This is a genomic window from Frankia sp. CgKIO3, assembly GCF_977946435.1.
On the sequence record NZ_CDWTMO010000100.1, the window covers coordinates 1 to 15,160 of the forward strand.

At 69.7% G+C, this 15,160-nt stretch carries 16 protein-coding genes; 6 read left to right on the plus strand and 10 right to left on the minus strand.

From position 1 onward, the window contains the following. Positions 1 to 779: 779 nt before the first annotated feature. The 5 genes from AC08OJ_RS12565 to AC08OJ_RS12585 all read right to left on the minus strand — a co-directional run bounded on the left by AC08OJ_RS12565 (position 780) and on the right by AC08OJ_RS12585 (position 5,201). Entirely contained in the window at positions 780 to 1,424 is a 645-nt protein-coding gene (locus AC08OJ_RS12565; protein WP_476595810.1) for a DNA glycosylase AlkZ-like family protein, read from the minus strand. Positions 1,425 to 1,482: 58 nt separating this feature from the next. Further along, complete coding sequence (locus AC08OJ_RS12570) at positions 1,483 to 2,796, minus strand: B12-binding domain-containing radical SAM protein (protein WP_476592961.1); 1,314 nt, start codon at positions 2,794 to 2,796, stop codon at positions 1,483 to 1,485. Positions 2,797 to 2,867: 71 nt separating this feature from the next. After that, positions 2,868 to 3,572, minus strand: a complete 705-nt coding sequence (locus AC08OJ_RS12575; RefSeq protein WP_476595811.1) for a cytidylate kinase-like family protein — start codon at positions 3,570 to 3,572, stop codon at positions 2,868 to 2,870. A gap of 419 nt (positions 3,573 to 3,991) precedes the next feature. Beyond that, the gene (locus AC08OJ_RS12580) at positions 3,992 to 4,498 is read right to left on the minus strand and encodes a transposase domain-containing protein (protein WP_476595812.1); all 507 of its coding nucleotides are present in this window, start codon (positions 4,496 to 4,498) and stop codon (positions 3,992 to 3,994) included. A gap of 103 nt (positions 4,499 to 4,601) precedes the next feature. Next, entirely contained in the window at positions 4,602 to 5,201 is a 600-nt protein-coding gene (locus tag AC08OJ_RS12585) for a flavoprotein (protein ID WP_476592958.1), read from the minus strand. A gap of 101 nt (positions 5,202 to 5,302) precedes the next feature. On the opposite strand from AC08OJ_RS12585, the gene AC08OJ_RS12590 reads away from it, so the two are divergent. From AC08OJ_RS12590 to AC08OJ_RS12615, 6 genes are all read left to right on the plus strand, one after another. Beyond that, positions 5,303 to 5,518: a hypothetical protein gene (locus tag AC08OJ_RS12590; protein ID WP_476595813.1), complete on the plus strand. Its 216-nt coding sequence runs from the start codon at positions 5,303 to 5,305 to the stop codon at positions 5,516 to 5,518. 53 nt (positions 5,519 to 5,571) lie between these two features. Then, positions 5,572 to 5,865, plus strand: coding sequence for a hypothetical protein (locus tag AC08OJ_RS12595; RefSeq protein ID WP_476592957.1), 294 nt, complete (start codon positions 5,572 to 5,574; stop codon positions 5,863 to 5,865). Positions 5,866 to 6,046: 181 nt separating this feature from the next. Beyond that, positions 6,047 to 6,361 (plus strand): hypothetical protein, encoded by a 315-nt coding sequence (locus AC08OJ_RS12600; protein ID WP_476595814.1) that lies wholly within the window; start codon positions 6,047 to 6,049, stop codon positions 6,359 to 6,361. A 71-nt stretch (positions 6,362 to 6,432) separates the two neighbouring features. Continuing rightward, positions 6,433 to 6,885: a deaminase gene (locus AC08OJ_RS12605; protein WP_462203308.1), complete on the plus strand. Its 453-nt coding sequence runs from the start codon at positions 6,433 to 6,435 to the stop codon at positions 6,883 to 6,885. 364 nt (positions 6,886 to 7,249) lie between these two features. After that, the gene (locus AC08OJ_RS12610) at positions 7,250 to 8,098 is read left to right on the plus strand and encodes a hypothetical protein (RefSeq protein WP_476595815.1); all 849 of its coding nucleotides are present in this window, start codon (positions 7,250 to 7,252) and stop codon (positions 8,096 to 8,098) included. 9 nt (positions 8,099 to 8,107) lie between these two features. Next, entirely contained in the window at positions 8,108 to 8,500 is a 393-nt protein-coding gene (locus AC08OJ_RS12615) for a transposase (RefSeq protein WP_476592963.1), read from the plus strand. Here the strand turns inward: AC08OJ_RS12615 and AC08OJ_RS12620 are convergent. The 5 genes from AC08OJ_RS12620 to AC08OJ_RS12640 all read right to left on the minus strand — a co-directional run bounded on the left by AC08OJ_RS12620 (position 8,488) and on the right by AC08OJ_RS12640 (position 14,885). After that, positions 8,488 to 8,889, minus strand: coding sequence for a response regulator transcription factor (locus AC08OJ_RS12620; protein ID WP_476592954.1), 402 nt, complete (start codon positions 8,887 to 8,889; stop codon positions 8,488 to 8,490). The two genes, AC08OJ_RS12615 and AC08OJ_RS12620, sit on opposite strands and share 13 nt — an antisense overlap. Positions 8,890 to 8,988: 99 nt before the next feature. Further along, positions 8,989 to 10,023, minus strand: a complete 1,035-nt coding sequence (locus AC08OJ_RS12625) for a hypothetical protein (protein WP_476592953.1) — start codon at positions 10,021 to 10,023, stop codon at positions 8,989 to 8,991. Then, entirely contained in the window at positions 9,909 to 11,363 is a 1,455-nt protein-coding gene (locus AC08OJ_RS12630; RefSeq protein ID WP_476595816.1) for an ATP-binding protein, read from the minus strand. Before AC08OJ_RS12630 ends, AC08OJ_RS12625 begins: the two co-directional genes overlap by 115 nt. Before the next feature lie 86 nt (positions 11,364 to 11,449). Further along, positions 11,450 to 11,893, minus strand: a complete 444-nt coding sequence (locus tag AC08OJ_RS12635; RefSeq protein ID WP_476595817.1) for a hypothetical protein — start codon at positions 11,891 to 11,893, stop codon at positions 11,450 to 11,452. 100 nt (positions 11,894 to 11,993) lie between these two features. Then, the gene (locus tag AC08OJ_RS12640; RefSeq protein ID WP_476595818.1) at positions 11,994 to 14,885 is read right to left on the minus strand and encodes an AAA family ATPase; all 2,892 of its coding nucleotides are present in this window, start codon (positions 14,883 to 14,885) and stop codon (positions 11,994 to 11,996) included. Between the last annotated feature and the right edge of the window lie 275 nt (positions 14,886 to 15,160).

Below are 15,160 nucleotides of genomic sequence, written 5' to 3' on the forward strand. Positions count from 1 at the left end.
CGATCCCTGAGGTTCTCGCTTTTGCGGACGGCTTTGAACAGCTCACCGACCTCCTCGCCCAACAGCAGAGCCTGCTCCGTGACGCTGCGCTCGGAGAACCCCCGTTCCTTCTCCATGGCGGCGACGTACTGCTGGAACTCGGTCGGGTCAAAGCCAGCGGCCAGCGGACGCATGGCGGTGGACCTTTCTCTGCGTGAGGTGTGAGCCCGGCCGGTGTTGCTGGGAGAGTCAGATGGCCAGGGTGAGCTGGTTGGGGTCGTGGCGGACGGCGGTCGGGGTCCGGTCGCGGCCAGCCCGTGCGCAGCGCGACGGTAAGCGTATCGGCGGCGGCGGCGACACCGCGGGTCAGGGCGGTTCGGTTGCGGACGACTGTCGGAATGACAGTTCGGGTGACGGGGTGCCACGCCCACGTGCCCTGGACCTGCCCGTCGAGCACGATCGTGGGTAGCGCTTCACCGATCTGATTCAACGCCTGTTCTGTCGGTAGGCCGCCCAGATACCTCTCTCGGGTCTCGAAGTACGCCTTGAGCGCGACGTCTTCGTGGGCGAGCAGGTGTAACCCGCTCGTGTAGGCGGCGGGATCGGCAGCCAGGAACTGTTCGTACCAGGCGGTGGTCATGTAGACTCGGGCTGGGCTCCACGGTGTGGTGACCTCCAGCCACTCGGCATCCGAGGCGTTCAGCGCGGCGGTGATGGCGGTCCGGGACAGGGCCGACCACCACGTCGCGTCCTTGTAGAGTCGCTGGCCCATACCGGTCGAAGCAGGCGTACACCAGCGTTCACGTCGCCTTTCCGGGATCCTGCGCGACGTCCAGGCCGGGGTGGACGTCGGAGGTCAGCGCGAAGGCTCGGCGTTCTGCATTCCAACAACCGGACTGGTTCAGGTAGGTGAGCAATCCCTGTTCCCACGCCGTTTTCACGGCGACGCGGACGGCCGCGACCGGCTCGCCGCAGGCGGTCAGGACTGCTTCGATCTGCCGCACCGGCACCGGGCCGCCCGCGAGCAGCCGCATGAGCAGCCGGGTCACCCGGGTCACGACGGGCTGGGACACACCGGCGTTGACGGCCATTCGGGCGGCGTCGCGCAACCGGTAGCGGGCGGTCGCGGCATGCGCGACGGCCGCCAGATCGAGCGGTAGAAGATGCAGCGTCTTGCGCATGCACCGCAGCGTGGTGAGGCCCGACTGGGGGGCGAATAGCGATGTCGCGGCTTCGGGGCTGGCAGCGCGGGCGAGGACGGTCGCGAACGGACTGGGTAAGCGCGCGGCGTGGAGGCCCAGCCCGGCATATGCGATCTCGGCGACGGACGACAAACGATGATCGGGATGCAGCCCTTGCCGGGTGAGCGTCCAGTTCCACAAGTAGCTGGCCTGGTCGGCTGTGAGCGTGACGGCTCCGGCGGTACGGGGAGCGACGGCGACCACCGCAGCACGCTATCAGCGGTCCGTCACCCCGCCATGCACGGGCCGGGCCGAGTCGGGTTCATCCCTGTGCATTCCAGTGGTCTTTGACGAAGTGGCGTAGCCGCTGGTAGGAATCTTCGGTCTCCTGCCACTGCTCCGCGGTGCCCCACCAGTGCCGGTTGTTGTGGTGGATGTGGAACTTCGACCAGTCGCGGTCCCAGTCGGGCTGGGTGTGCGTGCCGTGCAGCGCGTACCGGTCGGGATCGGCGTAGACCTGTGTGCCAGGCAGGGGGACGAACCGGAACAGCGACACCCGGCTCAGGGACAATCCCAGCTCGGCCAGCAGGCTCATCGTCTCCGCGGTGGTCTCGGCATTCTCCCCGGGGAAGCCGTGGATGATGAACGCTTTGCCCTCGATCCCCGCGTCGGCGGTCGCTGCGAACGCCGCTTTGATCTGCTCGCGGGTGGTGTTCTTGCGCATCGCCCGTAGGAGCTGCTCGCTCCCGGACTCGACTCCATATTTGATCTCGATGCAGCCCGAGGTCGCCATCTTCTTCAGTAACGGCGCGTCGATGGTGTCGACGCGGGACAGCGCCGACCAGGACAGGTCGAGGTCACCGACCGCATCGCAGATGTCACCGACTTTCTGCTTGTTGACGATGAAGTTGTCGTCGACGATCGCGAAGCCCTGCACGCCGTACCGGTCGATGAGCTGGTTCAACTCGGTGCGGGCGCTGGCCCCGGAGCGGTACTGGATGCGGGTCTGCCCGGCCGCGCAGAACGAGCACGGGAAGGGGCATCCGCGGCTGAACATCACGTGCGCCATACGGATGTCTCGGCCGGCTAGCCGGTCTTCCAGCACGAAGTCCCCGACGGGCAGCAGATGCCGGGCGGGCAGCGGTAGCCGGCCGATGTCCCTCATCAGCCGGCGCGGTGGCTCGGTCCGGACCCGCCCGTCCTCGATCCAGTGGGTGCCGGCGACGCCGGTGAAGGGCTGGCCTGCGGCAGCCCGGTCCAGCACATCGAGGATCGTCTCCTCCGACTCGCCTTCGCAGACCACGTCCGCACGGAAGTCGCGCAGCGATTCGTCGGGGTAGAAGTTGCTGTGCACGCCGCCGACCATCACCAGCGCGCTGGGGTCGATCTGGCTGTGCTCGCGGGCTTCCTTCATGAATCCGTAGGTCGCGGAAGATGCGAGGTTGAACCCGACCGCGTCGTAGCCAGTGAGGTCCAGGCTCAGATGGTCGGGCCGGACCTGGATGACGGCGACGTCGTGGCCGGCGTCCTCGATCACGGCAGCCAGGTAGAGAGCCCCGAACGGAGGGAACTCCCGGCGGCGTTCCCGGAATCGGGCCATGTCGTAGACCTCGGAGTAGAGCAGCGCGACACGCACAGTGTGACCTCCGGTGTGTAGCAGTGGGGAAATTGGGGTGACGACTTCCAGCCGTGGGGTTTCCTGGGCGTCTAGTCCCGTGAAACCGTGCTGGGGCCCGCGGCCCCGATCCGCAGGATTTCCGCCGGATAGCGGTCGGCCAGGGTGGCAAGTTCGCCCGGTGGACGCTTGTCGAGGAGCGCGGTCACCGCCTCGCGCACGACCGGGGTGAACGCTACGATCCCGGCGTCCGCGCAGGCGCGGTCGGCTATCGGTATCAAGTGGGTGTTGCAGACCACCAGGTCATAGCGATGGCGGTCGGTGAACAGGTCGAAGTGGTGGCGGCGGAGAAAGCCGGCTCGGGTGTCGGAATCCTTGGCCTGGACGTGCTCGCGGCAGTCGTGCAGCGACAGGGCGGTGCGTACCTGGGAGACCTGGCATTTGCGGGCGCGGGACTCAAGATCGGACTCGATCCACACCCGTACCACCGGGTCGGGTGCCAGCCATGCGAGCGCCCAGGCATCGAAGACGGTGCCCTGACGGTCGGCCGCCAGCTTCTCCAGCCGCCGATCCAGCTCGATGTCGGCCGCGTCCCCCTGCCGGGCGGTGCGGATCTGGTCGAACCTGTCGAACCAGACCCCCTCCGCTGGCGCATCGATCCCTAAGATCTCTAGCATCACCTCGGTCGCCGACACGTACTCATAGCCCAGCTCCGTCGCCAGCCGGCGGGCGTGCGTCGTCTTGCCGGCAGCAGTCAACCCTGCAAAAGCGACGTTGGGGCGATGAGACGGAAACACGGGAGGGTCCTTTCTTGACGATGTCGTGCACTACCCGATCCCCCTGACTAATCACGGCTCTTGTGGATCTTGGAGGTCGGCGCACACACGGAGTAAGCGGGCGTGAGATCGGTTTCGGAGACGGAGACGCTCTCCCAACATGACACGTTCCGCAGCAGACTTAGGGTAGAATGCATACAGCATTCATGCCCGCATAGCGCATTCACCTATGATGTGGCCGTAGAATGGCCGGGCGCATGCGAAAGCCGCGGCTCGCATCCTCGGTAGGAGGGGAGACCTCTCAGCAGAGGACCCCGGCGGACGAGCCTGGACTCACAATCTCATCGCCCCTTCGAGGGATTGAAACACTCGCGCACTGGTGACGCGGCCCCGTCGCAATGCCACTGACGCTAAGTCGATCAAGCGGCGAGCTGGGGGATTCAGCGGGTTAGCGAGCCTGATCGTGGGGTGGAGCGTCGTGGTGGGTGCCGCACTGGCCGGGTTTCTTGACGGGGTACTGGTTGTGCCGGGCACGGCGGACCACGCGGGGGTAGGTACGTTCGCGGCGGGTGTTGAGCGTGTCCGGCCGGGTGATGTCGGCGGCGAGTAGCCGCATGGTGCGGTGGCGGCGCCGGGCCGAGCCGCTGGCGGGCCCTGGTCAGCCCGCCCGTCGTCGGTTCCCACTTCGGCGAGGTGACGTCGAAGTCGTCGAGCGTCCCGGCCAGCCGGCGTGCGACCGCCTCGTAGTCGTCGTCCGCGAACAGCGCCAACGCCATCACGAAGTAGGCCACCACGTGCGGCGGGATCGTCGCGTCGCTGCGCCTGGCGCCCTTTCCGGTCGCTTCGATCGCCTCGTCGACCGCGTCACGCGGCACGAACGACGTCAGGACCCCCAGCGAGATCCAGTCCGTCAGCCGGCCGGCCGCCACCGCCCCAATGTCCGCCACACCCCTGATCATGCTGCTAACCAGGCAGAACTACCGGAACCGACACCCCGGCGCCAGCCAAGATCCAAATAGCGTCAGTGGCATTGGGACTGATCCAGGACGGTCAGCTCCCCGCGGTCCTATAGTCCGCTTCGTCGAGTGCGAGTCCCCACGGAAACGTGTCCAAGTGCTGGCCGCCGGTGTGGGGCTCGTGCGGCTGCCAGGCCCCCGGTCCCATGAGGATGTGGGCTCCGGCCTTCCTCAGCTCAGTGACGCTGCGCTGGAAGGCGAAGTGCGCGGCCAGAGCCGAGTTGACGAACGGCAGGACGATGACCGGGATACCCAATCCGAATACCTCGGCCAGAACACCAAGGGCGTAGTTGTCGCTGGTACCGGCAGCCCATTTGTTGATCGTATTGTAGGTCGCCGGGGCGACGATGATCGTGTCTGCCTGGGGGAACGAGTTCGATCGTGGCTCGCCTGGCTGGCGGTAGACGCTCTTCACAGGATGACCGGTTTGTTCTTCAAGTGCTGGTATGTTGATGAACGCCACGGCCGCCGGTGTGGTGATCAGGCAGACGTCCCATCCTCGGGTTTGAGTGAGGGGCCACGAGACGGTCAACGTGGGGCGCGACTCCTGCCGCGCAGCGGGCACCACTCCGATGGCTGATGTGAACGGATGCTGCCGCGCCCAGCCTTCGCGTGCCAACAGCCGCAGGCACATCGGCCGTGTCAGCTTGGGTCCGTCAGCCCTGAGGCTCGCCCAGGCTGCCGCCGCAAGCCATCAGGGACGAAGCTAAGGTTGGGTCGACACGATGCGCACCGATGCGGAGGCTAGCCATGGACGCGACGGCGCAGCCCTACCCTGAGCCCCACGAGTGGGTTGATGAACCCGACCCCGACACCAAGCGCGCGATCGACGAGGCCCACGAGGATGTCGAGGCGGGTCGCACCGTCTTCTGCCTGTCCGACGCTGCGTTCGATGCCCTTCTGGACGAGCTGGACCAGTTGGCCGTCGAGGAGCACCCGAAGGCAAGCTGATGAGCCGCGTACCTCCCGTGAGCTCGGAATGATCGACGCACTATCGTGACGGCGTGCCCGCGTACGAGCAGGTGGCCCGCTTCGTGGCGGAGTACGCGCGGCTGACTCCCGAGCAGCGGCGAGCGTTCCGCCGCCCGGTCGTGCTGTTCCGCGAGGGCTTGGAGCCGGGCCAGTTCCACCCGAGCCTCGGGGTGAAGGGCTTCCGCTCGGAGCCGGGCGTGTTCGAGCTGCGCTGGGCGAAGGACGGCCGGGCGCTGTGGGAGTACGGGGACCCCGTCCCAGGCCGGGACGGCTCTCATGTGCGCTGGTTGCGGATTGGGACTCACGACATCTACAAAAGCCGATAGCCGCCACCGTCCCCGATCGATGGGATATGACCGAAAGACAGTCTGAACCGTCCCCTCTTGGGCGGTGTAAGTCTGCGCTCGCCCCCCTGCTACAGCCGAGGGGCTTTTCATTGGATGCCGCCCCGTCACCGGCCCCAGCCCCGGCCGGTGGGGAGATGGCCCCCGCCTCCTCTACGCCTTGTTGGCCGCCCTCGGTGACTACCCGGCCGCAGCCACCGGATTCCGGACCGCGATCGACGGTCTCCCCTCCGCGTTCCACCGCGACCGCGGTGTCTACCTCGCCCGCGAAGCCCTCGCGCACGCAGGAGCACGCGAACCCGAGCAAGCCGCGACACTCGGTCTCGACGCACTCACGGTCGGCGCCAGCACGCACTCCGGACGCATCATGACCAGTCTGCGGTCACTGCGTGACGCCGTCGCCGGATGGCAGACTGTCCCCCAGGTACGCGAGTTCCGCCAGGGGATGGACCAGGTCCCCACGGCCATCACCGTCTGACTACCATCCCGCCACCGGCCATCCGGTCCGCCTCCACCAGGGACTGGCCCCAGGGAAGAACGAGTTGCTCCATGCCCCAGCTCGACGACCACCGTTGGATGACCCGGGCCATCGAACTCGCCCACCGCTGCCCGCCCGCCACCGGCGCTTACTCGGTCGGCGCTGTCATCGTCGACGAGAACAACGAGGAGATCGCCTTCGGCTTCTCCCGTGAGGTCGACGACGCGGTGCACGCTGAGGAATCCGCCCTCGTGAAGATCGCCCCCGACGACCCGCGGCTCGCCACCGCGACGATCTACAGCACCCTCGAACCCTGCTCGCAGCGTAAGTCCCGGCCACGCACCTGCACCCAGCTCATCCTGGAAGCAAAAATCCCACGGGTGGTCATCGCCTGGCGCGAACCCAGCCTCTTCGTTGCTGACTGCCAAGGCTACGAACTCCTCACCCAAGCCGGCGTCACTGTCGCGGAACTGCCTGAGCTTGCCGAGAAGGCCCGAGCCATGAACGCCCACCTGTCGGTCTGAATCAAATTCATCGCCTTGCGTCTCGGAAATATAAGAAAAAAGAAACGCACGCCCTGTGGGGGGCGGTATCATGTTAAGTTTGTCTACTGTAGTCAGTAAGCCATGTAAGTCGGCATGGTCAACATCTCCAGCGGCCAGCTACTTGGATCAGGCTACCAGCGACGCGACAAAGGTTACGCATGGCCAGAAATCGCTGCGGACGAATCTTGGGGCGGTTCATACTTCCACGCCCTAGGTGCGGAATCTGCTTCGCTAATCCCAAGCGGGTGCCGAGGCATACGTCATCAAACCGGCTCTGCACAGTACGCCTGAAGCCGTGTTCGACGCCTGACGCTTCGCAACTTCAGGGCTGTAGCGGAGTGCGATGGCGATGGTGTCCGGAAACGGCGACGCACCCACTCCCGGCAAGATCATGATTGTCGAAGAAATGATTGCCGGGGAAACGGGTGTGTCGTGGTCGGGGGTACGTCGTTGGGTGTGGATATCGCGTGGATGGTCGGGCTGCCGGGTGGTGCACGTCGAGCGGCGGGAGTCGGGCTGGGTGCAGCTGTACCTGTCGTCGTTGGAGGGGATGGCGGTGTGTTACCCGGGCGGTGAGGCCAGGTCGGGGCCGCTGCGTGAGCGTGTCGAGCAGCGGCTGGCGCACCTGGTGATCCGGACGATGGCAGTGGTCTGGGACAAGCGGAGGCTGTACGGCGACAACGACGCGTGCGGGCAGCGGACCTTCGCCGAGACCGGGCCGATGGCCGTACGGGGGGCGCGGGTCTCGGTGTCGGGCCGGGAGACGAGGGGCCATCTCGTCGGGGGACTGGCTGGTCCCGGTGCGCCGGGTCGCCGACGCGCTCGGGTCCAGCTGGCACACGGCCCAGGATGCGCTGGACCGGTTGGCCGAGCTGGCCGGGATCACGGTGTCACTCTCCCTACCGACACCGCGGGGGCATCAATGCCACGGGCGGCGTGGGGGTGGGGTGCGCGCCGGTCGCGGCGGTCGGTGTCCGAGCCGCGGTCCAGGGTGGGTGTGCTCGGGATCGACTATCGCCGCGGCCGGCCCCGCTATCACCAGGACCCGGTCAGTGGCTGCTGGGTGGCGGACGCGGACCGGTGCGCGACCGGGCTGTTCGACGCGACCGGCGGGCATTGCCTGCTCGGGGTCGTCGAGGGCCGGACCGTTGCGGGCGACGTCGACTGGCTGGCCGCCCAGCCCGAGCAGTGACGCGCCGGGATCTGGGCCGTCACGATCGACATGTCCACGACCTACGCCTATGCCGCCCGCGAGGCGCTGCCCCACGCCCTGCTCGCGATCGACGGTTTCCACGTCAGCCGAGGTGGGACAACGTCTCGGAGAGCAGGACGGTCAGGTGTACCGTACTGGGTATCATCCCTGGTCAGGAGCCGCACGGATCGCCCCCGGTTTGGCTGGCCTGGATCGTCCACTCCGGCGATCTCGCCGGAGTGGAACTGCTCCCAAAGGGTTTATGAGTGTGCTGTGCCCGGATTCTTCGTCCCCTCGGTCTGGCATCAATCGCTTTCACCGCCTGGCTCGGTCGCACCGGCGAACCCGGCTGGCGACATCGCCGGCATGCGGGAGCCGGGGTCACCCGGTCAGCGAAAATGACCGGGTAGATCACCGCGGCCCGCGACGCCGAGTTTGCGATAGATACCGGTCAGGGCCTTCTCCACAGCCGAGGGCGTGACGTGCAGGTGTCGGGCGATGGCGGCATTCGTCTGGCCGGAGGCCGCGCAGCGGGCTATCTGCAGCTCGCGGTCGGTGAGCGCAGCGACGCCGGAGCCCCGGGGGCGACGCGGGCGTCCGCCGGCCATCGCCAGGCGCTCAGCGGCCTGGTCGGCCAGGGCCTGCGCACCGCAGCTCGCAGCGAGGTCTACGGCCTGCTGGAGCACCTCACGAGCCTCGCGCTTGCGGGCTGCGCGGCGCAGCGCGTCGCCGTACTCGGTAAGGGCGAGGGCGTGCTCGTACCGGGCCGGGGAGGCCTCCAGGCTGCGCACCGACTCGGCCAGCAGGGCCAGCCCGGCCGACCCGCCGGTGACGGTACCGGCAGCGCACAGCGTCTGGCCGATGGCTGAGGCGACGCCGGTGCGCCGCGCCTACGAGACGGCCTGGTCCGCCAGCTCCCGTGCCCGCGCCGGGTCGGTGTGCCGCCGGGCCTGGGCAAGCAGCCCCAGCCATGGGCACCATGCTGGGTTGACCGCGCCGCGGGCGTCCAACCGCCGGCCCAGATCGGTCAGGACATCGTCGGCCTCGACGGTTCGGCCCTGGGCCAGGCTCAGCTCGGCGCGGACGAGCTGCGGCAGTGGGATTGTCACCGCCTCCGGGAAAGGGCCGCCGTAACTGTGGGCCGCGGTGACCTGCTCCGCTGACTCGATCTTTCCCTGGGCGACCAGCGCCTGCAGCAGGGTGCCCAGCGCGAACCAACGGGCGGGGCTGCGCGGCGCGAGGGAGTCGGCACACCGCAGTGCCCGGCGGGCAGCAGACTCGGCGTCGACGAGCCGCCCGGTGCGGTAGTGGATCTGGCCGTGCAGGGCGTAGCCGAACGCCAGATGGGTACCGTGCCAGCCCTGCTTCTTCAGCTCCGCCAGGCCCGTCGCATGCAGCTCCAGCGCCCGCTCGGGTCGGTCGCAGTACAGGTGACACAGCGCGACCAGGACGGGGATCTCGAACCCCCAGTCCTCGTCCACCCAGCTCATCCCGGTGCCCAGCGCGGCCGCCGCCAGGCCGAGGACAGTATCTGCCGGCTCCCCACGCAACATCGCGTCCCAGGCCCGCAGGCCCAGCAGCGACTGTTCGGTGACCGTCCGCCCGGACATCCCCCGCACCAGACGTGCCAGCCGCCGGGAACGGGCGTGCGCGTCGTCATCGTCCATCCAGAACATTGCCCACAGCATGTGCTCGGCACGCAGCCGTAGCCGGGCCTGGTGGGTCGCCGCCGTGCGGGCCTCGACGTCGAGCAGCCGGACCGCATCGGCCATCCGGTCGTCGTGGGCCAGCGACTTCGCCAGCCGCAGTGCTACGGTCTCCCGCAGCCCCGGCCGCAGACCGGGCTGCGCGAGGGCTGCGGACAGATGAAATATCGCCTGCTGGGGGTCCCGTACCAGGGTGGCCAGGCCGAGACTGTGCAGCACCTCGGCGGCCGCATCCGGCGGGGGCGGCTCACGCCGGGCCCGGTCCAGGAACACGGCTGCTTCGGCGGGCGAGCCCGTGGCCAGGCTGAGCCGGCCGGCCGCAAGCAGGATTCCGGCGGCCCACCCGTCACCCCGCGGGGGCAGCGACAGCAGGTGTGCCGCCGCGTCGAGGCAGCCATATGGCCGTGGTCCAGCAGAAGCCGGGCCGCGGCCAGGCGCAGCCGGATGTGGTCCGGGCGGGGAAGCGACCGCAGCACCGCGTCGGCGTACAGCGGATGTGGGAACGTGGGCGGATCGCCGGGACCATCGGGCCGCAGGACGAGCGCGGCCCGTAGCCGGCCGGCCGCCTCCTCGGCCTGCAGCCGGCTCAGGCCCGCCACCCGGGCGGCCAGGTCGAGGGTAGCCCGAGAGCTGAGGATCGCCACCGCTCTGGCCAGCTCCGTCGTCGCCGGGCCGAGCCGGTCGAGCTGTGCCAGCAGGTGGGCGGCCAGCGTCCTCGACGCCAGCGCGGTCAGGGCGGGCAGCCCCGCGCCGGTCGGCGTGACATCCTGTGCCCGAGCCCGGGACAGCACGTCGACGAGGACGAGCGGTATACCTCCGGTCAGCTCGCCGGCCCGCTCGCAGAACGGCTCCTGCGCCCCGTCGCCGAGCGCGTGGCGGACGAGCTCGGCGACACCTCCGGCGCTGAGCGGCCGCAGTCGGTGGCTGGCCGCGGCGGCGACGGCCGAGATGGCGGACGGGAAACGGCGGGGGAGCTCCTCGGGGCGGCAGGCCATGACTATCGCGACCGGCAGCATCTCCACCTGCGACGCGAACGTGGAGATCCAGCCGTAGGAGGAGCGGTCGGCCCAGTGGGCGTCGTCCACCGTCAGCAACAGCGGCCCCCGTAGCCTGCTCAGCCCGTCGGCGACGTCCCGCGGGTCCGGGCCGTGCCCACTCTGCCTGCTGGACGCACCGGACGCACCGGGTGGGCCGGAGACGTCACCGCGGACACCGAGGCCGACGGCCCGGGCGAGGATCTCCCCGTGCTCGCCCACCAGCTCCCCCAGCTCGGCCGGTGTGTGCGACAGCAGCTCACGCTGGAACAACTGGGCGGTGACGAACCAGGGGGAGTCCTGGTAAGAAAGGTCGCCGCGGGCAGCGAGGACGGTGACACCCGCTGAGCGCGCGAGCTCGCGGATCCGCGCCAGCAGAGCCGTCTTTCCCAGGCCGGCCTGGCCCTCCACCAGCAGCACTCCGCCACCGGTCGCGGCGCCACCGAACGCGGGCCGCCCCTGCACCGGGCCGGCGATCCGCCCGATCAGGGTCTCGGCTGCCGATAGCTCCGCGCCGCGTTCCAACAGAGGGGGCGCCTGCGTCGGCCAGCCTGCCCATCCGTCGCCTGCCCACCGGCCGGCCCGCCCATCGCCGGGCTGCTGGGGCATGGTCAGCCCACCGGAAGCAGGACGGCCCGGGTGTAAAGCGCGGGGGCGGCTGCGATCAGTGCTGTGTCGAGATGCAGCACCAGCCGTCCCGGTTCGTGATGCACCCTCAGACCGGCGGCGCCATAGCCTTCCAGCATGATCTCGCCGGTGCCGCGGCCATGGTCGAGCACCCCGTGGGCCCGGCCGTTCGCGACGTGTGAACGGCGGTACCGCAAACCGGCGGGGCTCAGATCCGTCGTGGAGCGGCCATCGGTGATGTACGAGGTGTGCACGCCCGCGAAACGACCGTCGGCAGCTACCTGAATGTCGAGGTGGAAATCCTTCAGGTGGAAGCCCTGGTGCTCGGCCGCCCCCGGGACCAGCCGCTCCACGGAGCACCAGCGCCCCGCATACCCCCGCCGGCCGACGGATCCCGACCCGGCCCGTCTCCCCCGATTACCGAACACGGACGCATCGTAGGCTGCGGATCACCCGGCCTTACAGTGGAGAAACCCATGCGTCTTCCCAGGCCCCTGCCAGGACGGGACGCTCGGGACGCCACCCCGGTCAGCCGCCGCCCGGAGGATCCAGGTCCAGGTCCGGGCCCGGATCCTCCCTGCTCGGCGGATCGTCAGGGTCCAGCGGGGAAAGAGGATGGGGACCTGGGCCCCGCAGGCCGAGATACAGCCCGGCGAGTTCGGCGCGTGAGGCGACACCGTGCAGCCGGTAGAGGTCGCGGGCCAGGTTCTCGGCATGGCCCCGGGAGATGTAAAGCTCGGCGGAGATCGCGTCGAAGTCGTCGCCGCGGAGAATGCGCCGCAGCAGTTGCAGTTTCAGGCGCGTCATCCCCGTGCGCGAGCCCGCGGCGGCATCCGGGCCGCCGAGGGACGCCAGCAGCCGGTGACAGCGCTCCGCGTAGGTCCGGGCGCCGAGGCTGGTGAAGGTTTCCAGGGCGGACCGGAGATTCTCCTCGGCTTTCGGCCGCCGGCGTAGGCTCCGGTTCACCTCGCCGGCGCGCAGCCGAGCCAGGGCGGCGGGGAAGACCATGTGCAGCCGGTCCGCTTCGGCCGCGGCGTGTTCCAGTAGCTCCATGGCCTCGGGCCGGCGGCCGCGTGCGGCGAGCAGCGTCCCACGGGCCCGCGCCGCGGCGGCCAGCGCGCAGGGCGAGGCACGGGTCCGGGCCTGCGCCTCGTAGTGGTCCAGCTCGGCCTCGGCCTCGTCGTGGCGGCGAAGCCGGACCAGTGCTTCGACGTGGAGGTCGCGCCAGTCGAAGACGCCGGGGGCGGTGGCCCCGTCCGGATGGGCGAGTTGGGCCACCCGGGAGCAGGCTGCGACAACCCCGGCCGGGTCGTCGAGGGCTGCGGCGAGGTGCGCGGCGGCCGTGGTGTGGAACGCGCACAGCGCTGGAACTTCATGGGCACCGTTTTCCGCCGCGCGGGTGAGCAGCCGGCCCGCCTCGGCCGCCTCCCCCCGGGCGGCCGGGACGAGCGCGGCGGTTGCGTAGACGAAGGCGATGACCCACACGTGCCCGGCAGATTCCGCGAGTGCGACGGCGTCGCGCCCCCCGGCCGCGGACTCGGCCCACCTCCCAGAACGGAAGGTGGCCTCCGCGTAGTGGGCCAGTCCGATGAACCGCAGATGCACCGATTCGATGTCGGCGTAGCCACCGGGGGCGAGCTGTTCGGCCGCGGCGGCCAGATTCCCCGACCACAGGTGCGTCACCCCGCGGCCGACTCGCAGCGTGGCCAGGGTATGCGCGGTCGGGGCGAGGGTGCCGCCGGCCGCGTCGAGCTCCGCCAGGGCCTGCTGGCCACCGTGCTCGGCCGTGAGTGCGGTGGCCACGAAGACCAGCCCCAGAGCCCGATGGGCGGACGAGGCCGCCGTCTCCGCGAAGGCGCGCCGGCCCCAGAGCTGTGCCTCACGGTAGTGGCCGGCCGGGATGTTCACCTGGGCCAGCCAGGCGGCACTCTGCGCCGCGGTCGCCGCGTCGCCCGTGGAACGCGCCTCAGCCCAGCTGCCCACCAGACCGCGTTCGCCTGCCTCCCGGTCGCCCGACAGCAGGTCCAGATGGGCGCGCACGTAGCGGTATCGGGCTGGTCTTTCCGGGTCGCGGCCCGCACCGTCGCCCAGCGCCGCGGCCGCCTCGTCCTGTTCACCGCACTGCAGGAACGACATCGCCGCGTCCAGCCGCAGGCCGCGGGCTCGGGCCTGGTCCGGGCTCACCGCGGCGGCGAGCATGAGATGGTCCGCCGAGCGGATGTGCAGACCGGCGGCTGATTCGGTTGCGGCCTGCTGCTCCAGCTCGACCGCGAGCGCGCCGTCCGGGACTAGCGTGGCCGCGGCGCGGTGCTCCAACGCGGTGGCCGGGTCGGTGGATGACCGGGCCACCGCCAGGTGCAGCGCTGTCCGCTCGGCGAGGTCGAGGGCGTGGTAGACCGCCGCGCGGATCAGCGCATGCGGCGGGACCACCCGCAGGTGCGGCGGCTGACCGGACGTGGTGACCAGACCGTGGCGCAGGGCGTCCCCGAGAGCACTGGCCGGGTTGGCGACATCGGCAATCACGGCGGCCTGCGCCGGCGCACAGGCCCGACCCAGGACGGTGACCACTGCGGCGAACCGGCGCCCGTCCGGCGGGCAGGCGGCAAGACGACGATGGACCAGTGAGGCCAGCGACTCCGGCGGCGGTGGTGCCCCCACATCCGTCGCCGGGGCGATCGCGTTCCCGCCCTGGTGGGCAAGCAGCATCGCAAGCCACAGGGGATTTCCCCCGGTGGCATCGACGAGGGACTGCAGTCGGCGACGCGGCTGGCGCCCGGCCCCGACCGCGTCGCACAGCTCATCGAGTTCGTCGGCGTCGAAGCCGTCGAGGCGCAGGACGGTCCCGCCCACCTCGGCGTGACGGCGCAGCTCGTCGAGGCCCGGGGAGCTGTGTGGACGCCCGGTCAGCACCAGCAGCAGCCTGCCGGAACGCAGCAGCAGATAGTTGACCAGCCGTAGCGAGGGCTGATCGCACCAGTGGATGTCGTCGAGGTGCAGAACGACCGGCCCGGCGGCGCACAGGTCCGTGACGGCACGGGTCAGCAGGTCGCCGGTCCAGCGGATCCGCTGGTCGTCGAGAGGCCTGGAAGCATCGCCAGCCATGGTGGCCGGGGCGCCCAGCACGTCGAGCAAACAAGCCGAAAGTTCCAGATCGTGCCTACGCTCGCCTTCACCAGCCGCGACGCGGAAGACACGGACCGTGGGCCCGGCCTCTGCCGCGGAGCCATCACCGGAGTTTTCGCCGCGGTCGGCTGCCAGGTCCGTTAGGAACCGGTTCAACAACGTGGTCTTCCCGACCCCGGCGCGGCCTTCGACTAGGACACAACGGCACCCGTACGCGGCGACAGCGGCGGCGAACTGTGCCGCGAGTTGGCCGAGCTCAGCTGACCGACCGACGAAAACAGTCGTGTTCGAACTCACTCACCGCACCCCCGCCGCACGGTCCGAGATCCCACCTGTGGATCACAGTACCGGCAGACGGACAGCCAGGGTTGGCCGAGATGTGCGGCCGCGGTGGTCAGGCGAGACGGGACCGCCAGGTGTGCCTCGCCCGTGCCCTGCGCCGGGCCCGCGCGGCGTGGACGTCCTGCCTGCCCGCGTTGAGGAGTCTCCACATAGAATTCGTAATGAAGTAATTAATGCAAGTCAATATGCGTCTTCGCAGGTCACGCGCTCGCGAGGACCCCGAAGTGAAC